This is a genomic window from Pseudomonas sp. Y5-11 (assembly GCF_022368695.1).
Classification (GTDB): Bacteria; Pseudomonadota; Gammaproteobacteria; order Pseudomonadales; family Pseudomonadaceae; genus Aquipseudomonas; species Aquipseudomonas parakoreensis.
In genome coordinates this window covers 25579-50853 of sequence record NZ_CP058974.1, presented here as the reverse complement: position 1 = coordinate 50853, position 25275 = coordinate 25579, and the positions used below count along the sequence as shown (strand labels likewise).

The 25275-nt window shown below is 59.7% G+C and carries 25 protein-coding genes; 15 read left to right on the top strand and 10 right to left on the bottom strand.

The genetic code is table 11. The features are described from left to right. Positions 1-26 precede the first annotated feature (26 nt). The 6 genes from HXW87_RS00200 (at position 27) to trpE (ending at position 6602) form a co-directional block, all read left to right on the top strand. Complete coding sequence (locus tag HXW87_RS00200; protein WP_239778282.1) at positions 27-1274, top strand: ABC transporter permease; 1248 nt, start codon at positions 27-29, stop codon at positions 1272-1274. Positions 1275-1286: 12 nt separating this feature from the next. Then, positions 1287-2111 (top strand): ABC transporter permease, encoded by an 825-nt coding sequence (locus HXW87_RS00195; RefSeq protein ID WP_041070101.1) that lies wholly within the window; start codon positions 1287-1289, stop codon positions 2109-2111. Positions 2112-2330: 219 nt separating this feature from the next. Then, complete coding sequence (locus HXW87_RS00190; RefSeq protein WP_182403300.1) at positions 2331-3479, top strand: iron-containing alcohol dehydrogenase; 1149 nt, start codon at positions 2331-2333, stop codon at positions 3477-3479. Between the two features lie 80 nt (positions 3480-3559). Beyond that, the gene (gene rpe, locus HXW87_RS00185; RefSeq protein WP_003228808.1) at positions 3560-4234 is read left to right on the top strand and encodes a ribulose-phosphate 3-epimerase; all 675 of its coding nucleotides are present in this window, start codon (positions 3560-3562) and stop codon (positions 4232-4234) included. Beyond that, on the top strand, positions 4231-5049 hold the full coding sequence (locus HXW87_RS00180; protein WP_095668178.1) for a phosphoglycolate phosphatase: 819 nt from the start codon (positions 4231-4233) through the stop codon (positions 5047-5049). The genes rpe and HXW87_RS00180 overlap by 4 nt, the downstream gene beginning before the upstream one ends. A gap of 71 nt (positions 5050-5120) precedes the next feature. Further along, on the top strand, positions 5121-6602 hold the full coding sequence (gene trpE, locus HXW87_RS00175) for an anthranilate synthase component I (RefSeq protein WP_095668179.1): 1482 nt from the start codon (positions 5121-5123) through the stop codon (positions 6600-6602). Between the two features lie 216 nt (positions 6603-6818). Here trpE and estP read toward each other — a convergent pair whose 3' ends face one another. Next, positions 6819-8729 carry an esterase EstP gene (estP, locus tag HXW87_RS00170; RefSeq protein WP_239778281.1) on the bottom strand — a complete coding sequence of 637 codons (1911 nt, stop codon included), beginning with the start codon at positions 8727-8729 and terminating at the stop codon, positions 6819-6821. 407 nt (positions 8730-9136) lie between these two features. Here estP and HXW87_RS00165 point away from each other — a divergent pair, with 407 nt between their 5' ends. The 4 genes from HXW87_RS00165 to HXW87_RS00150 all read left to right on the top strand — a co-directional run bounded on the left by HXW87_RS00165 (position 9137) and on the right by HXW87_RS00150 (position 12448). After that, positions 9137-9730 carry an aminodeoxychorismate/anthranilate synthase component II gene (locus HXW87_RS00165; RefSeq protein ID WP_198758988.1) on the top strand — a complete coding sequence of 198 codons (594 nt, stop codon included), beginning with the start codon at positions 9137-9139 and terminating at the stop codon, positions 9728-9730. An 8-nt stretch (positions 9731-9738) separates the two neighbouring features. Continuing rightward, on the top strand, positions 9739-10788 hold the full coding sequence (gene trpD / locus HXW87_RS00160) for an anthranilate phosphoribosyltransferase (RefSeq protein WP_239778280.1): 1050 nt from the start codon (positions 9739-9741) through the stop codon (positions 10786-10788). Further along, positions 10785-11621, top strand: a complete 837-nt coding sequence (gene trpC / locus HXW87_RS00155) for an indole-3-glycerol phosphate synthase TrpC (RefSeq protein ID WP_041070123.1) — start codon at positions 10785-10787, stop codon at positions 11619-11621. The genes trpD and trpC overlap by 4 nt, the downstream gene beginning before the upstream one ends. A gap of 125 nt (positions 11622-11746) precedes the next feature. Beyond that, entirely contained in the window at positions 11747-12448 is a 702-nt protein-coding gene (locus HXW87_RS00150; RefSeq protein ID WP_047296955.1) for a lipoate--protein ligase family protein, read from the top strand. A gap of 10 nt (positions 12449-12458) precedes the next feature. Here the strand turns inward: HXW87_RS00150 and crp are convergent, their stop codons facing one another. Further along, positions 12459-13103 (bottom strand): cAMP-activated global transcriptional regulator CRP, encoded by a 645-nt coding sequence (gene crp / locus HXW87_RS00145; RefSeq protein ID WP_007966430.1) that lies wholly within the window; start codon positions 13101-13103, stop codon positions 12459-12461. 239 nt (positions 13104-13342) lie between these two features. Between crp and HXW87_RS00140 the strand changes: the two genes are divergently transcribed. Together HXW87_RS00140 and speD are read left to right on the top strand one after the other, a co-directional pair. Further along, positions 13343-13765 (top strand): OsmC family protein, encoded by a 423-nt coding sequence (locus HXW87_RS00140; RefSeq protein ID WP_016772921.1) that lies wholly within the window; start codon positions 13343-13345, stop codon positions 13763-13765. Positions 13766-14002: 237 nt separating this feature from the next. After that, positions 14003-14797, top strand: a complete 795-nt coding sequence (gene speD, locus HXW87_RS00135; protein ID WP_047296949.1) for an adenosylmethionine decarboxylase — start codon at positions 14003-14005, stop codon at positions 14795-14797. A 116-nt stretch (positions 14798-14913) separates the two neighbouring features. Here speD and coq7 read toward each other — a convergent pair whose 3' ends face one another. The 6 genes from coq7 to hemJ form a co-directional block, all read right to left on the bottom strand. Continuing rightward, complete coding sequence (gene coq7, locus HXW87_RS00130; RefSeq protein ID WP_047296947.1) at positions 14914-15561, bottom strand: 2-polyprenyl-3-methyl-6-methoxy-1,4-benzoquinone monooxygenase; 648 nt, start codon at positions 15559-15561, stop codon at positions 14914-14916. A gap of 199 nt (positions 15562-15760) precedes the next feature. After that, positions 15761-16099 (bottom strand): histidine triad nucleotide-binding protein, encoded by a 339-nt coding sequence (locus HXW87_RS00125; protein ID WP_182402700.1) that lies wholly within the window; start codon positions 16097-16099, stop codon positions 15761-15763. A gap of 80 nt (positions 16100-16179) precedes the next feature. After that, positions 16180-16968, bottom strand: a complete 789-nt coding sequence (locus HXW87_RS00120) for an SDR family oxidoreductase (RefSeq protein ID WP_041070136.1) — start codon at positions 16966-16968, stop codon at positions 16180-16182. 61 nt (positions 16969-17029) lie between these two features. Then, positions 17030-17977: a DUF805 domain-containing protein gene (locus tag HXW87_RS00115; RefSeq protein ID WP_239778279.1), complete on the bottom strand. Its 948-nt coding sequence runs from the start codon at positions 17975-17977 to the stop codon at positions 17030-17032. A gap of 79 nt (positions 17978-18056) precedes the next feature. Continuing rightward, positions 18057-19025 carry a nitronate monooxygenase family protein gene (locus HXW87_RS00110; protein ID WP_047296944.1) on the bottom strand — a complete coding sequence of 323 codons (969 nt, stop codon included), beginning with the start codon at positions 19023-19025 and terminating at the stop codon, positions 18057-18059. Positions 19026-19060: 35 nt separating this feature from the next. Continuing rightward, on the bottom strand, positions 19061-19489 hold the full coding sequence (hemJ, locus tag HXW87_RS00105; RefSeq protein WP_047296943.1) for a protoporphyrinogen oxidase HemJ: 429 nt from the start codon (positions 19487-19489) through the stop codon (positions 19061-19063). Positions 19490-19623: 134 nt separating this feature from the next. On the opposite strand from hemJ, the gene argC reads away from it, so the two are divergent. Together argC and erpA are read left to right on the top strand one after the other, a co-directional pair. Further along, positions 19624-20658, top strand: coding sequence for an N-acetyl-gamma-glutamyl-phosphate reductase (gene argC, locus HXW87_RS00100; RefSeq protein WP_041070148.1), 1035 nt, complete (start codon positions 19624-19626; stop codon positions 20656-20658). 168 nt (positions 20659-20826) lie between these two features. Beyond that, the gene (gene erpA, locus HXW87_RS00095) at positions 20827-21177 is read left to right on the top strand and encodes an iron-sulfur cluster insertion protein ErpA (protein WP_003228776.1); all 351 of its coding nucleotides are present in this window, start codon (positions 20827-20829) and stop codon (positions 21175-21177) included. A 75-nt stretch (positions 21178-21252) separates the two neighbouring features. On the opposite strand, the gene HXW87_RS00090 is transcribed toward erpA, so the two are convergent. Both HXW87_RS00090 and HXW87_RS00085 read right to left on the bottom strand, forming a co-directional pair. After that, entirely contained in the window at positions 21253-22344 is a 1092-nt protein-coding gene (locus HXW87_RS00090; RefSeq protein ID WP_239778278.1) for an anhydro-N-acetylmuramic acid kinase, read from the bottom strand. A 3-nt stretch (positions 22345-22347) separates the two neighbouring features. Then, positions 22348-23772 carry a peptidoglycan DD-metalloendopeptidase family protein gene (locus tag HXW87_RS00085; RefSeq protein WP_239778277.1) on the bottom strand — a complete coding sequence of 475 codons (1425 nt, stop codon included), beginning with the start codon at positions 23770-23772 and terminating at the stop codon, positions 22348-22350. A gap of 212 nt (positions 23773-23984) precedes the next feature. On the opposite strand from HXW87_RS00085, the gene tyrS reads away from it, so the two are divergent. Next, positions 23985-25184 carry a tyrosine--tRNA ligase gene (gene tyrS, locus HXW87_RS00080; protein WP_239778276.1) on the top strand — a complete coding sequence of 400 codons (1200 nt, stop codon included), beginning with the start codon at positions 23985-23987 and terminating at the stop codon, positions 25182-25184. Positions 25185-25275 lie beyond the last annotated feature (91 nt).

Genomic DNA, 25275 nt, shown 5'->3' with positions numbered 1-25275 from the left:
ATGATCAAAGATTTGCGGAGTACGTCATGGCCATCGCCGTTCCCCTGAACGAGGGCGCCAGCCCCACCTTGAAGCAGAAGCTCAAGCACGCCGAGCGGGTCAACCGCTGGAAGGCCCAGGCGTTGATTGCGCCGCTGGTGCTGTTTCTGTTGCTGGTGTTTCTGGTGCCGATCGTGGCGCTGCTCTATAAAAGCGTCGGCAACCCGGAAGTGGTTGGCGGCATGCCGCGCACCGTGGCGGCCATCGCCAGTTGGGATGGCCGTGGCCTGCCTGCTGAACCGGTGTACAAAGCGGCTGGCGAAGACCTCGCTGAAGCGCGCAAAAACCAGACGCTGGGCGATCTGTCCAAGCGCTTGAACATGGAGTTGGCCGGCTATCGCAGCCTGCTGACCAAAACCGCCCGGGCGCTGCCTTTCGCCAGCGAACCGGCCTCCTACAAAGAAGCCCTCGAAGCGCTCGACGAGCGTTGGGGCGATCCGGCCTATTGGCAAGCGGTCAAACGCAACACCAGTAGCATCACCCCGTATTACCTGCTGGCGGCGGTCGATCACCGTATCGACGATCTCGGCGAACTGGCCCCGGCCACCCCGGATCAGGCGATCTACCTCGACATCTTCGCCCGGACTTTCTGGATGGGCCTGGTCATCACCGTGATCTGCCTGTTCCTCGCTTATCCACTGGCTTACCTGCTGGCCAATCTGCCATCGCGGCAGAGCAACCTGCTGATGATTCTGGTGTTGCTGCCGTTCTGGACCTCGATTCTGGTGCGGGTTGCGGCGTGGATCGTGTTGCTGCAGTCGGGCGGGCTGATCAACAGCGCGCTGATGGCCATGGGCATCACCGATAAACCGCTGGAGCTGGTGTTCAACCGCACCGGGGTCTACATCTCGATGGTGCACATTCTGCTGCCGTTCATGATCCTGCCGATCTACAGCGTGATGAAAGGCATCTCGCCGACCTACATGCGCGCCGCCATATCGTTGGGCTGCCATCCGTTCGCCAGTTTCTGGCGGGTGTATTTCCCGCAGACCTACGCCGGTGTCGGCGCCGGTTGCCTGTTGGTGTTCATCCTCGCCATCGGCTACTACATCACCCCGGCGCTGCTCGGCAGTCCGAACGATCAGATGGTCAGCTACTTCGTCGCGTTCTACACCAACACCAGCATCAACTGGGGCATGGCCACTGCGCTGGGCGGCTTGTTGCTGCTGGCGACCGTGGTGCTTTATCTGATCTACAGCTGGCTGGTAGGCGCCAGTCGCCTGCGCCTGAGCTAAGGGGAATTTGAAATGCTGAGTCCTTACATGTCGCCCATTGAACGGGTGTGGTTCTACAGCTTGCGGATCCTCTGCGGCCTGATCCTGCTGTTCCTGATCCTGCCGGTGCTGGTCATTGTGCCGCTGTCGTTCAACTCGGGCAGTTTCCTGGTGTATCCGCTGCAAGGTTTCTCGCTGCACTGGTATCAGGATTTCTTCGCCTCGGCGGAATGGATGCGCTCGCTGAAGAACAGCATCATCGTCGCCCCCGCCGCGACCGTGCTGGCGATGGTTTTCGGCACCCTGGCCGCGATCGGCCTGACCCGCGGCGATTTCCCCGGCAAGGCGCTGGTGATGGCGCTGGTGATTTCGCCGATGGTGGTGCCGGTGGTGATCATTGGTGTGGCGAGTTACCTGTTCTTCGCGCCGCTGGGGCTGGGTAACAGCTTCTTCTCGCTGATCGTGGTGCACGCGGTGCTCGGCGTGCCGTTCGTGATCATCACCGTGTCGGCAACGCTGCAAGGGTTCAACCACAACCTGGTACGGGCGGCGGCCAGTCTGGGGGCTTCGCCGCTGACCACGTTCCGTCGTGTGACTCTGCCGCTGATCGCACCGGGGGTGATTTCCGGGGCGCTGTTCGCCTTCGCCACGTCGTTCGATGAAGTGGTGGTGACGCTGTTCCTCGCCGGCCCCGAGCAAGCGACGCTGCCCCGGCAGATGTTCAGCGGGATTCGCGAGAACCTCAGCCCGACGATTGCTGCTGCGGCAACCTTGCTGATCGCGTTCTCCGTCATCCTGTTGCTGACCCTTGAATGGTTGCGTGGCCGTAGCGAGAAACTGCGTACCGCCCAGGTCTGACGCTGATCCCCTGTAGGAGCTGCCGAAGGCTGCGATCTTTTGATCTGGCTTTTTAAGATCAAAATCAAAAGATCGCAGCCTTCGGCAGCTCCTACATAGGAATGTTCGTGCGTACAGAAAATCTATGTGTGGTTGTCATTCATGGGGTGAATGGCAGACAACCCGGTTTCCCCAGCTACGCTTGTGCTCAGCTCCCACATCTATAAGAGGCTGCGCACGATGAGTCTGTCCCAGTTCAAAATTGCTCACAAACTGATCACCGGTGCCGGGGCCATTGAGCAACTGGCAGCGGAACTCACCCGCCTCGATATCGACAACCCGCTGATTGTCACCGACGCCGCGCTGGTCAAATCCGGCACTGTGGAGCTGGCGCTGTGCCAATTGGGCGGGCGCGAGTACGAGATTTTTGATCGGGTGCTGCCGGACCCGGAAATCGCTATTGTCGAAGATTGCATGCGCGTGTACCGCGAGGGCGGGCATGACGGTTTGATCGGCCTCGGTGGCGGCAGTGCCATCGATATTGCCAAGAGTGTCGCCGCGTATGCCGGGTACCACGGCGCGCTGGAAGACCTGTTCGGCGTCGATCAGGTGCCGCGCAAAGGCCCGCCGCTGATCGCCATCCCGACCACCGCTGGCACCGGTTCGGAAGTGACCAACGTCGCCATTCTCTCGGACAAGGTCGCGCAACTGAAGAAAGGCATCGTCAGCGACTACCTGTTACCGGATGTGGCGCTGGTCAGTCCGCAGATGACCCTGACCTGCCCGCGCAGCGTCACCGCCGCCAGTGGCGTCGATGCGCTGGTGCACGCCATCGAATCCTATCTGTCGGTCAATGCCTCGCCCATTACCGACTCACTGGCCATCGGCGCAATCAAGTTGATCGCCAAAGCCCTGCCCAAGGCCTACGCCAATGGCGCCAATCTCCAGGCCCGTGAAGACATGGCCACCGCCAGCCTGATGGCCGGCATGGCGTTCGGCAATGCCGGGGTCGGCGCGGTGCATGCGTTGGCGTATCCGCTGGGCGGGCGTTTCAACATCGCCCATGGCGTCAGTAACGCGTTGTTGCTGCCGTATGTCATGACCTGGAACAAGATGGCCTGCGTCGAGCGCATGCAGGATATCGCCGAAGCCATGGGGGTGAAGACCGCTCATTTGAGCGCGACCGAGGCGGCGGACAAAGCCGTGCAGGCGATGACCGAGTTGTGCGCGGCGGTGGAAATTCCTGCCGGGTTGCGCAGTTTCGGTGTGCCCGAGGAGGCAATTCCGGCCATGGCCGTGGAGGCCGCGGGAATCGAGCGTCTGATGCGCAACAACCCGCGCAAGCTCAGCGCTGCGGATATCGAGAAGATCTACCGAGCGGCGTACTGATCATCGCGGTCACGGTGCGCGCACGGAAACTTGAGGTATACAATGCGCGCCATCGTGATTTAGCTCAGAAAAGGTGCGTCATGCAGCCCTTCGTAATTGCTCCGTCGATTCTCTCTGCCGACTTCGCCCGCCTCGGCGAGGAAGTAGACAACGTTCTGGCCGCCGGTGCCGACTTCGTTCACTTCGATGTCATGGACAACCACTACGTGCCGAACCTGACCATCGGCCCGATGGTCTGCGCCGCATTGCGCAAGTACGGCATCACCGCGCCGATCGACGCGCACCTGATGGTCAGCCCGGTGGATCGCATTGTCGGCGACTTCATCGAGGCCGGCGCCACCTACATCACCTTCCACCCGGAAGCCACGCTGCACGTCGATCGTTCGCTGCAACTGATCCGTGAAGGCGGCTGCAAATCCGGCCTGGTGTTCAACCCGGCGACCCCGCTGGACGTGCTCAAGTACGTGATCGACAAGGTCGACATGGTCTTGCTGATGAGCGTCAACCCGGGCTTTGGCGGGCAGAAGTTCATCCCCGGCACCCTCGACAAACTGCGCGAAGCGCGGGCGATCATCGATGCCTCGGGGCGTGATATCCGTCTGGAAATCGATGGCGGCGTCAACGTCAACAATATCCGCGAAATCGCGGCCGCTGGCGCTGACACCTTTGTGGCCGGTTCGGCGATCTTCAATGCGCCGAACTATCAGGAAGTCATCGACAAGATGCGTTCCGAACTGGCGCTGGCCCGCCCATGAGCGGTTTTGAGCAGCTGTTCCCGGGGCAACTGCCACGGTTGGTGATGTTCGATCTGGATGGCACGCTGATCGACTCGGTTCCCGACCTGGCGGCGGCGGTGGACACCATGCTGCTCTCCCTCGGCCGCAAGCCTGCCGGCATCGAGGCGGTACGCGAGTGGGTCGGTAACGGCGCACCGGTGCTGGTGCGCCGGGCGCTGGCCGGCGGCATCGATCATTCGGCGGTGGATGACGTCGAGGCCGAGCACGCGCTGGAAGTCTTCATGGAGGCCTATGGCGCGAGCCACGAGTTGACCGTGGTCTATCCGGGTGTGCGCGACACCCTCAAGTGGCTGCACAAGCAGGGTGTGGCCATGGCGCTGATCACCAACAAGCCGGAGCGCTTTGTCGCGCCGCTGCTGGATCAGATGAAGATCGGCCGCTACTTCAAGTGGATCATCGGCGGCGATACCCTGCCGCAGAAGAAGCCTGATCCGGCCGCGCTGTTCTTCGTGATGAAGATGGCCAACATTCCGGCCTCGCAATCGCTGTTCGTCGGCGACTCGCGCAGCGACGTGCTGGCGGCGAAGGCGGCGGGGGTCAAGTGCGTGGCGCTGAGCTACGGCTACAACCATGGCCGGCCGATTGCCGAAGAATCCCCGGCACTGGTGATCGACGATCTGCGCAAGCTAATTCCCGGTTGCCTCGGTACAGCCGCTGAGATAACGTTGCCCGACGCATCTCCATCCCATTCTGGAAACGCCATCGTGGTGGTCACCCGCAAACTCTGGATGAAAGTCATCAAGGCCCTGGCCCGCTGGCGTTGGCGCGCCTGACTGACTCCTGGCCGGCTTGCCGGCGCGTTTGCACACCTGACTGATTTGCTCCTCACACCACGAGGCACCCCATGATCCGCGAAGAATTCCTGCGCCTGGCCGCTGATGGCTACAACCGCATTCCGTTGGCCTGCGAAACCCTGGCCGACTTCGACACCCCGCTGTCGATCTACCTGAAACTGGCCGACCAGCCCAACTCCTACCTGCTCGAATCGGTGCAGGGCGGCGAGAAATGGGGCCGTTACTCGATCATCGGCCTGCCGTGCCGCACCGTACTGCGGGTGCACGACCATCACGTAAGCATCACCGTCGATGGCGTCGAGACCGAAAGCCATGACGTCGAAGACCCGCTGGCCTTCGTCGAAACCTTCAAGGCCCGCTACAACGTGCCGACCATTGCCGGTCTGCCGCGTTTCAACGGTGGCCTGGTCGGTTATTTCGGTTATGACTGCGTGCGCTATGTCGAGAAGCGTCTGGGCAAATGCCCGAACCCTGATCCAGTGGGCGTGCCGGACATTCTGCTGATGGTGTCCGATGCGGTGGTGGTGTTCGACAACCTCGCCGGCAAGATGCACGCGATTGTCCTCGCCGACCCGGCGCACGCCGATGCTTACGAGCAGGGTCAGGCGCAATTGCAGGCACTGCTGGAGAAACTGCGCCAGCCGATCACCCCGCGCCGTGGCCTGGATTTCAGCAAGCAACAAGCGGCTGATCCGCTGTTCCGCTCCAGTTTCACCCAGAGCGACTACGAAAAAGCCGTCGACACCATCAAGGAATACATCCTCGCAGGCGACTGCATGCAAGTGGTGCCGTCGCAGCGCATGTCGATCGACTTCAAGGCCGCGCCGATCGATCTGTACCGCGCCCTGCGTTGCTTCAACCCGACGCCGTACATGTACTTCTTCAACTTCGGCGACTTCCACGTCGTCGGCAGTTCGCCGGAAGTGCTGGTGCGGGTCGAAGACAACCTGATCACCGTGCGCCCGATTGCCGGCACTCGTCCACGCGGAGCTACCGAAGAGGCGGATCTGGCGCTGGAAGAGGATCTGCTGTCGGACGACAAAGAGATCGCCGAACACTTGATGCTGATCGACCTCGGTCGTAACGACACCGGTCGTGTCTCGGAAATCGGATCGGTGAAGCTCACCGAGAAAATGGTCATCGAGCGTTATTCCAACGTGATGCACATCGTCTCCAACGTCACCGGCCAGTTGAAGGCCGGGCTGACCGCGATGGACGCGCTGCGGGCGATTCTGCCGGCGGGCACCTTGTCTGGCGCACCGAAGATCCGTGCGATGGAAATCATCGACGAACTGGAACCGGTCAAGCGTGGGGTGTATGGCGGTGCGGTCGGTTACTTCGCCTGGAACGGCAACATGGACACCGCGATTGCGATTCGTACCGCAGTGATCAAGAACGGCGAACTGCACGTGCAGGCCGGTGGCGGCATCGTGGCCGACTCGGTGCCGGCGCTGGAATGGGAAGAAACCCTGAACAAACGCCGCGCGATGTTCCGCGCCGTGGCCCTGGCTGAGCAGACTCCGGACGCCTGACCCACATTGTCTCCTGTGGGAGCGAGCCTGCTCGCGAAGTGGGCGTGCCAGTCGCTATAGATGTTGGCTGATGCCCCCCTTCGCGAGCAGGCTCGCTCCCACATGGGCTTTACGGTCAGGCATAAAAAACGCGACACCCGTAAGGGCGCCGCGTTTTTTGTACCTGCCAGGCCCCTGTAGGAGCTGGCGCAGCCTGCGATCTTTTGCTTTTCCGCCTCAGAAGTCGAGACTGACCCCGACGTTCACCCCTTGCTGGGTAAAGTCATCATCCTTGCGCACGTTGTAGCTGGCGCGCAACGCCAAATCCTGCGTGAGCTTGTGGCTCACGCCCAGGTTCAGGCGATTGAGGTTGGTCTGCGGCTCGTAGCCTTCGAGCGTGAAGCGGTTGTTCGGCAAGCTGTTGAGGTTGATGGTCAGATCCTGACGGTCATCGTTGTACTCACGTTCGTGAGCGAACTCGCCAAACACTTCGGTCTGCGCCGTGATCTGGTACTTGCCCTGAATACCCAGGCCCAGACGCCGCGAGTTGCGCGACTGGTCATCGAAGGTCAGCGCGGTGGAATCCGCGCCTTTTTCCGAGTAACCATCTACTTCGGTCTTGCCAAAATCGGCGCTGACGAACGGCGACAGGTGCCACGGGCTGCTGGCCTGCTGTGCGATGTCGTAGCCGATACGTCCGCTGATCGCCAGCACATAGCCATCGGTATCACCTTTCTCCCCGCGCTCGTTGACCCCCAGCTGGAATTTACGCTTGAGGCTGTCGTAGTCGAGTTTGCCGGCGGTCATCGCCAGATCGCCCCACCAGCGGTTTTGTTGATACTGGGCGAACGCGGTGCCCATGTAGGAGTTGAGCTTGTATTCCGAATCGGCGTCGCCGGCCTCGAGTTTCTGGTTATAGAAACCAGCGGCCAATCCGACACGCCAGGCGTCGTTGACGCGATAGCTGCCGCCGATGTTCAGGTTGTAGCCGTTGCCGTCGGCACTGGCGGCGCTGTGCTGGCCGTCGAAGTCCTGATGCTGTCCGCCACCGGCGACGATAGCGCGCCATTGGCCCACGGCCTGCCAGTTTTCCCAGTCGGCCAGCCATTGATTGCGCAGTTCATCCTGATGCGCGCGCAACGAACCTTGGGCCATTTCCGGCAGCAGGGTCAGTTCCCACGGGGCGGCGAGCAGCGAGTAGGCGTAGTCGGCAATCAGGCGCTGGCCAGCTTCGGTGGGGTGCACCGAGTCGTTGTAGATCAGCTTGGTCGGATCCGGCGTGGCGCTGTTGATGCCGTATCGGGCGTTCTCGGTGCAACTGTTGCCGCTGAAGCAGGTGGCCGTCAGGTTCTGGTCGGTCGCGAGGCCGAACTGCGCCGGGTTGGCGAACGCTTCTTTGAGCAGCACCGGAATGTTCAGTGGAATGATTTCGGCGTTGATGCCCTGCAACTGGCTGACCAGTTCGGTGTTGAATTGGGCGCTGAGCTGCGAGGTGAAGCTCTGCAGCGGTGAGCCGTTGATCGCCGGGGTCAGGCCGATGTCTGGCAACAGCCAGACCATGATGTATTTGGCGCCGGCACCTTGCAGCGTGCGCACGCTGTCGGCCAGTCGGTCGGCCGCCGAGCTGGCCTGATCGAGGCTGAGCACGCGGCCCTGAAGGAAGTCGTTGCCGCCCCCGGACAGGTAATACAGCGCGTTCGGATCAGCGCGGAAGCCATTCGACGGCAGGTAACCGCTGCGCGTGCGTTCACCGGTGGCGGACTGGGTGGTGATCGAGTCGAGGATCTGGTCGGTACGGTAACCACCCACCGCCCAGTTGTTGCCATCGGCCAGACCTTCACCGGCACGCACGGCCGAGGACGAGGAGGCGGTCTGATCGGGGCTGAAACCCAGTTTGCCGCCGATGATCTGGGTGGCGTTGAGGTCGCGGTTTTCCCCGGTGCCATCCTTGTACAGCGGACCGGTGCGGTTGGTGTAGCGCTGTGTGGCGCCGGCCGGGCCGCCGGTGTCCCTGAAGGTACCAGCGTCGTTGAGGCTGTCGCCGAACACGATGAAGTTCGAATAGGGCGCGGGTGCCGCGTAGGCCTGGGCGCAGGCCATGGCGAGCAGGCAACCGGCGAGCGGTACAAACAACGTCTGTTTGATCATGAGCAAGTCCGTTTATTTATTGTTGTAGGTGAACGAAACGACAGTACCAAAAACTCCCGGCGTTTTGCCATCGGTCGCGAAGCCTCCCATAGTTTTGTCCCCCGTCAGCCCCGCCATATTGCACGCTCTGCCCAGCTAAGTTACTGTGCCGGAACGTATGAACGAGACCTTCCCCGTGTTGATCGTCAGCAAACTTCTGGATCAAGTCATCAAGGCACACGCCCGTTGGCGTTGGCGCGCCTGAATCTTTTCTGCCGGCCCGGCCGGATCTGTATCGCTTTGCCTTCCTCGCCCGTTTGAAATGCCGCTGTGCCGACGCTCTCTGTGCGTCCGACATCGTGCAGCGCCCTGCGGGCAAGTCATCTGAAGGCTGTCTTCAAGTCAGAATTCAAGAGGTTCGAAACGCCATGTTGCTGATGATCGACAACTACGACTCCTTTACTTACAACGTTGTGCAATACCTCGGCGAGCTGGGTGCCGAGGTCAAAGTGGTGCGCAACGACGAACTGACTGTCGCCGAAATCGAAGCGCTCAACCCCGAGCGCATCGTGGTCTCGCCAGGTCCGTGCACGCCGACTGAAGCCGGCATCTCCATCGAAGCCATCAAATACTTCGCCGGCAAACTGCCAATCCTCGGCGTCTGCCTCGGCCATCAATCGATTGGCCAAGCGTTCGGCGGCGACGTGGTGCGCGCCCGTCAGGTGATGCACGGTAAGACTAGTCCGGTATTCCACGAGGACAAGGGCGTTTTCGCCGGTCTGAATCATCCGCTGACGGTTACCCGCTACCACTCGCTGATCGTCAAGCACGATACTTTGCCCGAGTGCCTGGAACTGACCGCATGGACCCGGCACGACGACGGCTCGGTCGACGAAATCATGGGCCTGCGGCACAAGACCCTGAACATTGAGGGCGTACAGTTCCACCCCGAGTCGATCCTCACCGAGCAGGGTCATGAACTGTTTGCCAACTTCCTCAAACAAACCGGCGGCACGCGCTAAGGACTCCCATGAATATCAAGACAGCCCTGAGCCGTATCGTCGAACACCTCGACCTCAGTACCGAAGAAATGCGCGACGTGATGCGCGAAATCATGACCGGGCAATGCACCGACGCACAGATCGGCGCATTCATGATGGCCATGCGCATGAAGAGCGAGAGCATCGATGAAATCGTCGGCGCCGTGTCGGTGATGCGTGAGCTGGCCGACCAGGTCGAACTCAAGACCCTCGACGGCGTGGTCGATGTAGTCGGCACCGGCGGTGACGGTGCGAACATCTTCAACGTATCGACGGCTTCGGCGTTCGTTGTCGCGGCAGCCGGTTGTACCGTGGCCAAGCACGGTAACCGTGCGGTGTCGGGCAAGAGCGGCAGCGCCGACTTGCTGGAGGCGGCCGGTATCTATCTGAACCTGACCCCGGTGCAGGTTGCCCGTTGCATCGACAACGTCGGCATCGGTTTCATGTTTGCCCAGACTCACCACAAAGCGATGAAGTACGCCGCCGGCCCACGCCGCGATCTTGGCCTGCGTACGCTGTTCAACATGCTCGGCCCGCTTACGAATCCGGCCGGTGTGAAACATCAGGTGGTGGGCGTGTTCACTCCAGCGCTGTGCCGGCCATTGGCCGAAGTCTTGCAGCGGCTTGGCAGCAAGCACGTGCTGGTGGTGCATTCGAAGGATGGCCTGGACGAGTTCAGCCTTGCCGCGCCGACCTTCGTCGCTGAGCTGAAAAACAACGAGATCACAGAGTATTGGGTCGAGCCGGAAGATCTCGGCATGAAGAGCCAGAGCCTGCACGGTCTCTCGGTCGAAGGTCCGGAGGCATCGCTGGCATTGATCCGTGATGCGTTGGGCAAGCGCAAAACCGAAAGTGGCCAGAAAGCTGCTGAAATGATCGTGCTCAATGCCGGTGCGGCGCTGTATGCCGCCGACCTGGCGACCAGTCTCAACGAAGGCGTGGCGCTCGCGCACGACGCCCTGCACACCGGTCTTGCTCGGGAAAAACTCGAGGAGTTGGGTGCCTTTACCGCGGTATTCAAAGTGGAGAATGAGGGATGAGTGTACCGACGGTTCTGGAAAACATTCTGGCGCGCAAAGTCCAGGAAGTCGCCGAGCGTAGCGCTCGCGTCAGCCTGAGTGAGCTGGAAAGTCTGGCCAAGGCGGCCGATGCACCCCGCGGTTTTGCCCAGGCATTGCTGGCGCAGGCCAAGAAGAAGCAACCGGCGGTGATCGCCGAAATCAAGAAGGCTTCGCCGAGCAAAGGCGTGATACGCGAGAACTTCGTGCCTGCCGATATCGCCAAGAGCTACGAGAAGGGCGGGGCGACCTGTCTTTCGGTGCTGACCGATATCGACTACTTCCAGGGCGCTGATATCTACCTGCAACAGGCCCGCGCCGCGTGCAAATTGCCGGTGATCCGCAAAGACTTCATGATCGATCCGTACCAGATCGTCGAAGCTCGCGCGCTGGGCGCCGACTGCGTACTGTTGATCGTCTCCGCACTGGACGACGTAAAAATGGCCGAGCTGGCCTCGGTGGCCAAAGGTGTCGGTCTCGATGTGCTGGTGGAAGTGCACGACGGCGATGAGCTGGAGCGCGCACTGAAAACCCTCGACACGCCACTGGTCGGGGTCAATAACCGCAACCTGCACACGTTCGACGTCAGCCTGGAAACCACCCTCGACCTGTTGCCGCGCATTCCGCGCGACCGATTGGTGATCACCGAGAGTGGCATCCTCAACCGTGCCGATGTCGAGCTGATGGAAATCAGCGATGTGTATGCCTTTCTGGTGGGCGAAGCGTTCATGCGCGCGGAAAGCCCGGGCACCGAACTGCAACGCCTGTTCTTCCCGGAACGCGGCGTACCGGTCAGTGGTTCGACCCTCGACTGATCGAGTCGACCTCATTCGCGAGCAGGCTCGCTCCCACATTGGAATGCATTTCCCCTGTGGGAGCGAGCCTGCTCGCGAAGAGGCCCTCAAAATCCCTAAAGATTCCAGATCTGCCGGAGCCCTCCATGTCGCTGCCCACCTTCCTGACCATCGAGGCCGGCCTGCAAGCCGAACAAGACTTGCTCGCTTCCGTCTGCGCCGGCGACGCCGAATTCGGCCTGCTGTTCTGGCAACCCAGCGATAACGCCCTGGTCATGCCGCGCCGCCTTAATCGTCTGCCCGGTTTTGATCACGCCTGCGAAGTCTCCGCCACTGCTGGTTGGCCAGTATTGCTGCGGGAAACCGGCGGTGAACCCGTCCCGCAGTCCTCCTCAACCATCAACATCGCACTGGTCTACGCTCCGCCCCGCAGCGAGGGCGATCTGAATCGCATCGAAACTGGCTATCGGCGTCTGTGCGATCCAATCTGTGAGTTGCTGGATGAGTTGGGCGGCACATCGTCGTTGGGCGAAATCGACGGTGCGTTCTGTGACGGCCGCTTCAACGTCAATCTCGACGGCCGCAAGATGGTCGGCACTGCTCAACGCTGGCGCCAGAGTCAGGGCGGTCAGCGTCCGGTGGGGTTGGTGCACGGGGCGATGTTGATCGATAACGAGCGCGAATCGATGGTCGCGGCGGTCAATCGCTTCAACGAGGCTTGCGGTCTGGAGCAGCGAGTGCGGGCTGAAAGCCACATTGCCCTGCATGAGAAGTTCGTCGCGCCAAATGCTTTGGCGCGTCTGGATGAGCTGTTTCGACGGATGCTGGCGCAGGTCTACAGCGCCTGAGCTTGCGCGCTTAGCGGGTGCCGAAGACCACCATGGTCTTGCCTTTCACATCGACCAGGTTGCGTTCCTCAAGATCCTTGAGCACGCGGCCGACCATTTCCCGCGAACAACCGACAATTCGCCCGATTTCCTGACGGGTCACCTTGATCTGCATGCCGTCCGGGTGGGTCATTGCGTCAGGCTGTTTGCACAACTCCAGCAGGCAACGGGCAACGCGACCGGTAACGTCGAAGAACGCCAGGTCGCCGACCTTGCGCGTGGTATTGCGCAGACGTTGTGCGATTTGTCCGCTGAGGACGTAAAGAATGTCGGGATCCTGCTGTGACAGTTCGCGGAACTTCACATAGCTGATTTCGGCGATTTCACATTCAACCTTGGCCCGCACCCAGGCGCTGCGTTGTTGTTCCTGACCCGCTTGTTCGAACAAACCCAGTTCGCCAAAGAAATCCCCGGCGTTGAGGTAGGCAATGATCATTTCGCGGCCGTCGTCATCTTCAATCAGGATCGTGACCGAACCCTTGATGATGAAGTACAGCGTGTCCGAGCGATCGCCGGCGCAGATGATGTTGCTTTTGGCCGCATGGCGACGGCGTTGGCAATGCATCAACAGTTTGTCGAGGTTTTTGATTTTGGGTGTGGGGGTAATAGCAACCATGGTTGTATCCCGAAAAGACTGCACGGTGATGTTTGATTTTTATATGAGGCGCTGAAGGCGGTCGCTACACAGGCTGACAATTGGCGCCAGCGAATTGGCGCCAGCTTACCAGACACTTCGTCGAAAATTCGAGAAATTACCTACGCAGCTTAGGCATCTTTCCCAGGAACGCCGGGCGCTGTCAGAGCAAAGGCCTGTGCTAAGCTGGCGACCCTTTTTTCTACAGTGGAGTCTTGGCGATGAAGGCACGCATCCAATGGGCTGGCGAAGCCATGTTCCTCGGCGAATCCGGTAGCGGTCATGTCGTGGTGATGGACGGTCCGCCCGACGCCGGTGGTCGTAACCTGGGTGTTCGCCCGATGGAAATGCTTCTGCTGGGCGTGGGTGGTTGCAGCAACTTCGACGTGGTGAGCATCCTGAAGAAGTCGCGTCAGGCGGTTGAAAGCTGCGAAGCGTTCCTTGACGCCGAGCGCGCGACCGAAGACCCGAAGGTGTTCACCAAGATCCACATGCACTTCGTGGTCAAGGGCCGGGGCCTGAAAGAAGCCCAGGTCAAACGCGCCATCGAACTGTCTGCCGAGAAGTATTGCTCGGCCTCGATCATGCTCGGCGCGGCCGGCGTGGCGATCACTCACGATTATGAAATCGTCGAACTCGGTTGAACCGACATTCAACTATCATAAAAGCAGTGCAGACTCTGGCGATCCCTCGCTGACGTCTGCATAATGCGCCACTTTTTTCAGGGCAGTGATCGGTCAGCCGACGGATCATCCGCCTGAACAGATAACCAAAATCGCCATCGCGAAGAGGTGTTAACCGTCCTACGCAGGTGCGTTGTTCGCACTTGACGGGCATGCTTGATCACGCGGCTGCGCCGCATACATAGAGAGTTTTTAACGGTGAAAAGCAAACTCAAGCTCCACGGGTTCAACAACCTGACAAAGACCTTGAGCTTCAACATCTATGACATCTGCTACGCGGAAACCCCGCAAGACCAGCAGGCTTACGTCGAGTACATCAATCAAGAGTACAACGCCGAACGCCTGACGCAGATCCTCACGGAAGTTGTCGAAATCATTGGTGCCAACATTCTGAACATCGCGAGTCAGAACTATGAGCCTCAGGGTGCCAGCGTCACGATTCTGATCTCGGAAGAGCCGGTGACCCCGACTGACAGCCAGATCGAAGAGTCCCCGGGTCCATTGCCCGAAATCATCCTTGCCCACCTCGACAAGAGCCACATCACGGTGCATACCTATCCGGAAATCCATCCGGACGCCGGTATTGCGACGTTCCGTGTGGACATCGACGTGTCGACCTGTGGTGTCATTTCACCGCTTAAAGCGCTCAACTTCCTCATTCACCAGTTCGATTCGGACATCGTGACTGTGGATTACCGTGTGCGCGGTTTCACCCGTGACGTTGAAGGCAACAAGCACTTCATCGACCACGAGATCAACTCGATCCAGAACTACCTTTCCGAAGACACCCGCGACGCGTACCAGATGACCGACGTGAACGTGTACCAGGAAAACCTGTTCCACACCAAAATGCTGCTGAAGAACTTCGAGCTGGATAACTACCTGTTCGGCGACGCCACCAGCAACCTGTCCGCTGAACAGCGGGCACAGGTAACTGAACGTGTGAAACACGAAATGCTGGAAATCTTCTACGCGCGCAACATGCCGGCGTAAGATTCCCGGGCACAAAAAAGGCGACTACTTTGCGGTAGTCGCCTTTTTTATTACCGAAACAGAGCCCTGTGGGAGCGAGCCTGCTCGCGAAGGGGCCCTCAGCAGCAATACCGATCTCAGATCCGATAAGTACTCTTGGTCATCACCTTCGCCAACAGACTCATCCCGAACTTCACCGGCGCCGGAAAACGGAAACCACCCGCATCCAGTGCACTCTCCGCATGATGTTGTTCATCAATGCGCATCTGTTCCAGAATTGCCCGGGACTTCTCGTCCTCGGCCGGCAATTGCTCCAGGTGCTCGTTCAAGTGCTTGCACACCTGATGCTCGGTGGCCGCGACGAAACCAAGGCTGACCTTGTCGCTGATCAGACCGGCCACAGCGCCGATGCCGAACGACATTCCATAGAACAGTGGATTGAGCACACTGGTATGGCTACCCAGTTGATGAATGCGCTGTTCGCACCACACCAGATGATCAATTTCCTCTTCGGCGGCGTGTTCCATGGCAGCACGCACCTGCGGCAACTTGGCGGTCAGCGCCTGACCTTGGTACAACGCTTGGGCGCACACTTCACCGGTGTGGTTGATGCGCATCAGGCCGGCGACGTGGCGGGTGTCTTCATCGCTCATCTGCACTTCCGGCTGCACAATGGCTGGAGACGGACGGTACGGCTGACCACTGAAGGGCAGCAGGGTACGCATCGCGGCATCGGCTTGCAGCAGAAGACGGTCAATCGGCGAGTAGTGACGTTGGGTAGTCATGCTGACCTCCGGGAAAAATCTCGACCGCCAGTTTAACCGAATCGGCCGGGGAAGGTTTGCGCTGGGTCATCAGTCACACTGGATGTGCTTTTTGCTTTATGCAGGAGCTGCCGAAGGCTGCGATCTTTTGATCTTGTTTTTTCAGGATCAAGATCAAAAGATCGCAGCCTTCGGCAGCTCCTGCACAGGTTTGCTGGTATCAGCCCGGCGGCCAATTCATCTGGCGCTGACCGAGTACATGCATATGAATGTGATAGACGGTCTGCCCACCTTTTTCATTGCAGTTCATCACCACCCGGAAGCCTTCCTCGCAGCCCAGTTCCAGCGCCAGACGCTGGGCGGTGAACAGGATGTGTCCGGCCAGTGCCTTGTCGTCTTCGGTCAGGTCGTTGAGGGTGCGCACCGGTTTCTTCGGGATCACCAGAAAGTGCACCGGTGCCTGAGGGGCGATGTCGTGGAACGCCAGAACCTGGTCGTCCTCGTAAATGATCTGGGCCGGGATTTCCCGGTTGATGATCTTGGTGAACAGAGTATCCACTGCTGTTTTCTCCGTTGTGGGGGCTGGCCTGAGTGTACTCATGGGAAATGACCGCGCCCAGTGATTTGCCGTAGGACAGTTCAGCGCGGGCAGTAAGCCTTGTTGACCATGCCGACGAGGGTGCGATTGAGCCAGCGCGAGCCGAGGCGCGGCAGGAACGCCAGCCAGCGGTTGCGTCGTCCCGGGATAATGATTGCGCGGTTTTTCTCCAGCGCACGCACGGTGTACAGCGCGACTTCCTCGGGGCTCATCAGCAGTTTGCTGTCCTTGAGTTTGTCGCTGTTGAGCTGAGCGGTGCGGAAGAAAGCGGTGCGTGTCGGGCCGGGGCAGAGCACCGAAACCTTGACCGCGCTCTGTTTCAGTTCAACCCGCAGCGCCTCGGAGAAGTGCAGAACGTAAGCCTTGCTGGCGTAGTAAGTGCTCATCCACGGACCGGGATTGAACGCCGCCACTGAGGCGACGTTGAGGATCTGCCCGCCGCCCTGCAGCGCCATGCTGTTGCCGATGGCATGGCACAGACGGGTGAGGGCGAGGATGTTGACTTCGATCAGGTCCTGCTCGGTCATCCAGTCCTGGGCGAGGAATGGGCCGCAGGTGCCGATACCGGCGCAATTGACCAACAGATCGATCTGCCGGTCGCCTTCTTCCAGCTCCAGCAGGAAGCCGGACAGGCGCAATGGCTCGCCCAGATCGCAGGCGCGGAACAACACTTCCACGCCAAAGCGCTGGGTCAGTTCGATCGCGATACTTTCCAGCTGATCACGCTGGCGAGCCACCAGAATCAGGCTGCGGCCGCGTCGGGCCAGCGCTTCGGCCATGGCCAGGCCGATGCCGCTGGAGGCGCCAGTGATCAGAGCGTAACGGGTCATGCATTTCTCCATCGCAACAGCCCCGCGCCAGCGACGCAGGTGTCACGGCGGGGAGCGTTGTTCATTCTTTCGCAGAGTCTACAGGGGCCGGGGGCGCTTCGGCTGCATCGTCCACGGAATTCGCAGGTACAGTCTCGACCTCGACTTCATCGGTGGTGACCGAGCCGCTTTCATAGCTGCTCTCAAGGTTGCTTTCGTATTCCTGCTGAATCGCCGAGATACCGCCGAGCATGCCGCCGGCAAATACCAGGGCGAAGAACACGATCCACAACGAGCACAGCACTTTGACCGCGGTGCTGTTGGGCGGTGGCGGCGGGCCGTAGCGGTTGGCCCCGGTGTTGCCCGGCACGACCATGATCACCAGCGGGAAGAAGCTGCCCACGAACGGCACCAGATTCAGCAGCCAGAGCCAGCCGGACCAGCCGATGTCGTGCAGGCGCTGCACGCTGAACAGAATGCTGACAATGATGAAACCGAGGAACAGGAAGAACGCGAATAGCCCGCCGATGATCAGGCCGGTGGTGGAGTCGCCACTGACCAGTCCGAGCCCGATAAACGCGAATATCGCCACGATCGGCAGAGTCACCAGGCTCAGGACCATGGTCCAGGCCAGAAAGCGCAGGCGACCGATCCGGCCCTCGACGCTGAAGGGCTTGAGGGTGGCGAAGGCTGGCAGGTTTTCGCCGACGTTGGCCTGAGGGGGCGCATAGGGTGATGCGGGTTCGTTGAAGGTCGCCGGTTGCTCATGCACGTCCGACAGACTCAGTTCAATCGTCGTTTCGCTTTCGATCCGTGCATCGATCCCGGTCTTGTTCAGTGCTTGCAGATAGGTTTGCGCATCGCTGTAGGTCAGGTCGCGTTTGAGGGCCACGGTGCTGCCATTGAACAGGCGCTCTATGGCGGCGACATCGCTTTTGAACAGGGTCGCCAGATTGAGCTTGGCGGTGGTGAGATCGACACCGGGCTGTAGAGCTCCGGCGAAAACGATCTTGTAACGAGGTTCGCTCATGGCCGAGGCATCCTTGTCGCGAATTAATTGAGGGTCAGCAAGTGTAAGGCCAGTCACTCTAAGACTGGCCTGATTTTTCTCAGCGTGGCCAACGCTTCGGCAACTGCGCCGCACGCTCCAGCGCCTGACGATATTCCGCGTCGAGCCGGGCGATCAACTGATCCACGCTCGGCAGGTCGTCAATCTGGCCTACGCCTTGGCCGGCCGACCACACGGTTTTCCAGGCCTTGGCTTCGTCGTTGATCGGCTTGAGCTTGTCACCGAAATTGACCTCGCCTTTGCCTTGCAGCGCGGCCATGTCGAAACCGGCAGCTTCCAGGCTTTGGCGCATGAAGCTCGCCGGTACGCCAGAGACCGCAGGCGTATGAATGATGTCCGCCGCTTTGGCCGTCAGCAGCATGTCCTTGTAGGCATCAGGTGCATGACTTTCGGTGGTGCCGATAAATCGCGTGCCGAAGTAGGCCAGATCCGCGCCAAGCAGTTGTGCAGCCAAAATCTCGTGGCCGTGGTTCAGACATCCGGCAAGCAGCAGGGTTTTATCGAAGAACTCGCGGATCTCGGCGATCAGCGCAAACGGGCTCCAGGTGCCGGCATGGCCACCGGCACCCGCCGCAACCGCGATCAAACCGTCGACGCCGGCTTCAGCGGCTTTCTCGGCATGCCGGCGCGTGGTCACGTCGTGGAACACCAGACCGCCGTAGCTGTGCACGGCATCGACCAGTTCCTTCACCGCACCGAGGCTGGTGATGACAATCGGCACCTTGTGCTCGACGCAGATGTTCAGATCCGCCTGCAAGCGCGGATTGCTGTTGTGCACGATCAGATTCACGGCATACGGCGCCGGGTTGTCCAGTGTCGCCAGGCCCGCTTCAATCTCCTCCAGCCAGGCCTTGAAACCGCTGCTTTCACGCTGGTTCAGCGCCGGGAAGCTGCCGACCACGCCGTTACGGCAGCAGGCGAGCACCAGCTCCGGGTTGGAGATCAGGAACATCGGCGCCGCCACTACCGGCAAGCGCAGACGTTGTTCGAGCAGAGCGGGCAGCGACATTGGAAATCCCCCGAGGTGTGATGTCTGTTATGAAATTAGAACGGCTTGACCACGACCAGAATTACGATAGCCAGCAATATCAGAACCGGCACTTCATTGAACCAGCGATAAAAGACATGGCTGCGGGTGTTCTCGCCACGGGCGAAGCGTTTTACCTGCGCGCCGCACATGTGGTGGTAGCCGATCAGCAGGACCACCAGGGTCAGCTTGGCGTGAATCCAGCCGCCCATGCTGAAAATGCCCGGATTGAGGTAGATCAGCCAGCCGCCGAAGATCAACGTGGCGATCATCGCCGGGCCCATGATGCCGCGATACAGCTTGCGTTCCATGAGGCTGAAGCGTTCCTTGCTGATCGTGTCTTCACTTTGTGCGTGATAAACGAACAGCCGTGGCAAGTAGAACAGCCCGGCAAACCAGCAGACGACGCTGACAATATGAAGCGCTTTGATCCATAGATAGAGCATTTTGGTTATTCCCAGGTTCACGGTAGCCGGGATAGTAGAGGCTTGAGCGTCCGCACGTCACCTTGATGGTTGTCGCAGGGCCGCGCGGCCCCTATTATCGACGGCTTTCCAGTGGGTTCGTTGAGGGCAGGTTTATGGTCAAGGTCGGTATCGTCGGCGGCACGGGTTACACCGGTGTCGAACTGCTGCGTCTGTTGGCACAGCATCCGCAGGCAGAAGTGGTGGTGATCACTTCCCGATCCGAGGCCGGTCTGGCCGTGGCTGACATGTACCCGAACCTGCGCGGTCACTACAACGGCCTGGCGTTCAGCGTGCCGGACATCAAAACCCTGGGCGCATGTGATGTGGTGTTCTTCGCCACCCCGCACGGCGTTGCTCATGCGTTGGCCGGTGAACTGTTGGCGGCGGGCACCAAGGTCATCGACCTGTCCGCGGACTTCCGTTTGCAGGACGCTGAAGAATGGGCCAAATGGTACGGCCAGCCACACGGCGCGCCCGAGTTGCTGGACGAGGCGGTCTACGGCCTGCCGGAAGTCAATCGCGAGCAGATCAAAAAAGCGCGTCTGATCGCTGTGCCGGGTTGCTACCCAACCGCTACGCAGTTGGGTTTCCTGCCGCTGCTTGAAGCGGGTCTGGCTGACACTTCGCGGCTGATCGCCGACTGCAAATCAGGTGTCAGCGGTGCCGGTCGCGGCGCATCTGTAGGCTCGCTGTACTCCGAGACGTCGGAAAGCATGAAGGCTTATGCGGTCAAAGGTCACCGTCATCTGCCGGAAATTCGCCAGGGTCTGCGTCGTGCGGCGGGCAAGGATGTCGGTCTGACCTTCGTTCCGCACCTGACGCCGATGATCCGTGGTATTCACTCCACGCTCTACGCGACCGTGGTGGATCGTTCGGTGGATCTCCAGGCTCTGTTCGAAAAGCGTTACGCCAACGAGCCGTTCGTCGATGTGATGCCGGCCGGCAGCCATCCGGAAACCCGCAGCGTGCGCGGTGCCAACGTCTGCCGCATCGCCGTGCACCGCCCGCAGGATGGCGATCTGGTGGTGGTGCTGTCGGTGATCGACAACCTGGTCAAAGGCGCGTCGGGTCAGGCGGTGCAGAACATGAACATCCTGTTCGGGCTGGATGAGCGTTTCGGCCTGTCCCACGCCGGTATGCTGCCGTAACACGTTCGTCAACACAGCAAAAAGGCCCGTCAACCGGGCCTTTTTGCATTCTGGGCAACTGTTCGGGTTTATTGATATACCGTAACAATAGTTGACCGATTTTCTAGGACAAGCGGATAATGCGCGTCATCACGCATTATGGCGGCGTAACGCCGGGAGATAGTCAGCATGAGCGTCGAATCCTTCACCCCCACGGCTTTGCAATTCACTCAAGGTGCTGCGCACAAGGTGAAGAGCCTGGTCGATGAAGAGGGGAATGATCGCTTGAAGCTGCGCGTATTCGTTACGGGCGGCGGTTGTTCAGGGTTTCAGTACGGCTTCACCTTCGATGAAGATGTGGCCGAGGACGACACCATCGTCGAGCGCGAAGGCGTGAGCCTGGTGGTGGATCCGATGAGCTTCCAGTATCTGGCGGGTGCCGAAGTGGATTACCAGGAAGGTCTGGAAGGTTCGCGCTTCGTGATCAAGAACCCGAACGCCACCACTACTTGTGGTTGCGGCTCTTCGTTCTCGATCTGATCGCGCCTCGCTGCACGCAACAAAACGCCGCAGAGCCTTACGGTTCTGCGGCGTTTTTTGTTGCCGGCGTTTTGCTCAGTTGGGGTAGATGGCGCCGAGTACCCGCAGGCCTCTGGCGCCAGTGACGCTCGGGCGGTTGGCGGCAATGCCTTCGAGGCAGCAATGAGCAAGCCAGGCGAAGGCCATGGCCTCGACCCAGTCCGGATCGACACCGTGAGTCGCGGTGCTGGCGACGATAGCGTTCGGCAGCAGATCGGCGAGACGCTTCATCAGCGTGGCGTTATGAGCGCCGCCGCCGCAGACCAGCATTTCCCGGGTATCGGCTTGAGCGCTTTGCAGCGACTCGACGATGGTCAGTGCCGTCAGTTCCAGCAATGTTGCCTGGACGTTTTCAGCAGCAAAGGTCGGCAGTCTGGATAGGTGTTGTTGCAGCCACGGCAGGTTGAACACTTCGCGGCCGGTGCTCTTCGGGCCCTTTGTGACAAAGAACGGGTCGCTGAGCAGCGCTGACAGCAAGGCGGGCTCTACCGTACCGCTGGCTGCCCACTGACCGGCGCGATCATAATTCTCACCGCGTTGCTGATGAATCCAGGCATCCATCAGCACATTTCCGGGGCCGCAGTCGAAACCGGCTACAGGCCGCGTCGGCTCTATCAGGCTCAGATTGCTGAAACCGCCGACATTCAAGACTGCACGGTTACCGCTACGCTCTTCGAACAAAGCTTCATGGAAGGCTGGCACCAGCGGCGCGCCTTGGCCGCCGGCAGCCACGTCGCGGCTGCGGAAGTCGCTGACCACGGTGATACCGGTCAGCTCCGTGAGTAGCGCAGGATTGCCGATCTGTACGGTGAAGCCGCGAGCGGGCTCATGGCGAATGGTCTGGCCGTGGCTGCCGATTGCACGAATGGCGTCGGGCTTGAGCTGCTGCTGATCGAGGAGGGTATGGATGCCCTGCGCGGCGAGTTTCACCCAGTGCTGTTGAGCGATCGCCGAGCGTGCGATCTCGTCGGGGCCGCTGGCGCACAAGCCAAGCAGCTCGGCGCGCAGGGATTCAGGCATGGGGATGTAGTGCGTGGCGATCAGTTTGATCGCCGAGGTTTGCTCGATCAGGGCGATGTCCAGCCCGTCGAGACTGGTGCCGGACATCACGCCTATATAAAGCGCCATGGCTTAGCGCTTGCTCGAAGCCAGCATGGTGGCCTTCTCTTGATCCATGCGCGCCATCAGCGGCTGGCTCTGCGCAAGGAAACGTGCGCGTTCGGACTTGGCGATCGGATCCGCCATTGGCAGCTTCTGGCCCAATGGGTCAACGTGAACACCGTTGACCTGGAACTCATAGTGCAAGTGCGGGCCGGTGGACAGGCCGGTAGTCCCGATATAACCGATCACCTGACCCTGCTTGACGTTACCGCCGGTCTTCACGCCCTTGGCGAAACCCTGCATGTGGCCATAGAGCGTACGGTAGGTGTTGCCATGTTGAATGATCACCGTATTGCCGTATCCGCCGCGGCGGCCGGCCAGCAGCACTTTACCGTCACCGGCCGCCTTGATCGGCGTACCGCGCGGGGCTGCGTAATCGACACCTTTGTGGGCGCGGATCTTGTTGAGGATCGGGTGTTTGCGGCCCATGGAGAATTTGGAGCTGATGCGGGCGAAGTCCACCGGGGTACGGATGAACGCTTTGCGCATGCTGTTGCCATCAGCGGTGTAATAGCTGCTGTTGCCTTGCTTGTTGGTGTAACGCACGGCGGTGTAAGTCTTGCCGCGGTTGGTGAAGCGCGCCGACAGAATCGGGCCATTACCGACGGCTTTGCCGTTAACCACTTTCTGCTCGTAGATCACGTCGAATTCGTCGCCCTGACGGATGTCCTGAGCGAAGTCGACGTCGTAGCCAAATACGCTGGCCATGTCCATGGTCAGACTGTGTGACAGGCCTGCGCGGGCAGCGGATTGTGACAGGGAACTATTGATCACGCCGTGCACGTAAGCCGTGCGAACAGTCGGTTTTGCGGTGACGCGGCTGAATGCATAGCCCTTGTCGGTCTTGGTCAGGGTGATGGTTTCAACGTCGCTGACTTTGCTGTGCAGGCTGGTCAGTTGGCCTTGCGGGTTCAGTTCGAACTCAAGCTTCTGGCCGTGCTTGAGCTGGCTGAATTGTTTGGCTTGCTTGTCGCTCGCCAGGACTTCATGCACGGCGGCGGCTGGCAGACCGACTTTCTCGAACAATGTAGAGAGCGTATCGCCTTTGGAGACAACGACTTCGCGGTGTCCTGGAGCTTTTGGCTTTTCGGCAACCGGAGCGGGCGCAGGTGCGGCTTCAGCGGCTTGCGGAGTGTCTTCGGTGCTGTTTTCGATCTGGGCGAAAGGTGAGGCTACTGGCTCATTTGTGGCTTGAACTGCGTCAGCAGCGTCTTGATCTTGTGTCAGTTGTTCAGCAGGACTTTCCAGTTCAAGGCTCAGGGTCGTCTTTTTGGCTTCAACATCACTGGAAGGGAATACCAGGAGCGCCAGGCTGAGAAGGGCGGCGATTCCACTTGCGGCGAGCAGGTGGGTCTTCGGGTAAAGCGGTGGCGCTTTAGACGGTTCAGTGGTCATAAGTATTTTTGACTTTGAAAAAAGATGAATTGGAAAAGATGAATGACATGATGAAGATGAAATAACTGTATAAAATATAACCAAATCATCCCCGAAGCAAGTCTACAGACACCCTGTCTGCAGATTGGTGTCCGTGCGCCGGGCAAAACTTGTAATTGGTGCACGATCTTGTATGGTTGGTTCCCTTTGAATCTGAGCCTTGCGGGTCTGTTATGAAGTCGGTTGAAGAGCAGCTAGCGCTGATTAAACGTGGTGCGGAAGAACTATTGGTCGAGTCCGAGCTGATCGAGAAGCTCAAGCGCGGCCAGCCGCTGCGTATCAAGGCTGGTTTCGATCCAACCGCCCCGGATCTGCACTTGGGTCACACCGTGCTTATTAATAAGCTGCGCCAGTTTCAGGAATTGGGGCATCAGGTGATTTTCCTCATTGGTGACTTCACTGGAATGATCGGTGATCCAAGCGGCAAGAGTGCGACTCGTCCTCCTTTGACTCGCGAGCAGGTTCTGGAAAACGCCGAAACGTACAAGACTCAAGTGTTCAAGATTCTTGATCCGGCGAAAACCGAAGTCGCATTCAACTCCACCTGGATGGATCAGATGGGGCCGGCGGACTTCATTCGTCTGACTTCGCAATACACCGTCGCGCGCATGCTAGAGCGTGATGACTTCGACAAGCGTTACACCACCAATCAGCCGATCGCTATTCATGAGTTCCTCTATCCGCTGGTTCAGGGTTATGACTCGGTTGCTCTGCGCGCGGATGTCGAGCTGGGCGGTACCGATCAGAAGTTCAACTTGCTGATGGGGCGAGAGCTGCAGCGTGGTTATGGTCAGGAAGCTCAGTGCATTCTGACCATGCCGTTGCTCGAGGGCCTGGATGGCGTGAAGAAGATGTCCAAGTCGTTGGGCAATTACGTCGGTATTCAGGAAGCGCCAGGTGTGATGTACGGCAAGCTTGTTTCGATTCCGGATGCGCTGATGTGGCGTTACTTTGAGCTGCTCAGCTTCCGTTCGATGGATGAGATCGATGCCTTCCGTGCGGATGTTGAGGCGGGGGCCAATCCGCGCGATATCAAGATCAAGCTGGCGGAAGAGATTGTTGCGCGTTTCCACGGTGAGGAGGCTGCGGCCAATGCTCATCGGGCTGCGGGTAATCGTATGAAGGATGGTGAGTTGCCGGATGATCTGCCGGAGATTGAGCTGGCCTCCGCTGAAGATATGCCAATTGCGGCCGTCCTTAATAAGGCGGGCTTGGTGAAGAACTCGGCGGCGGCGCGCGATCTGTTGGCTTCCGGTGGTGTGCGTGTCGATGGTGAGGTGGTTGATCGCTCCTTTATATATGTACTGGGTGCGACTCACGTCTGTCAGGCCGGCAAGAAGGCGTTTGCGCGCATCACGCTGAAATCGGAATAAAGTTTGAAATAAGGGTTGACGGCGAATTTTAGAAGCCTATAATTCGCCCCACTTCCGGCGCAGTCGAAACGGAAAACTCCTTGAGATTCAA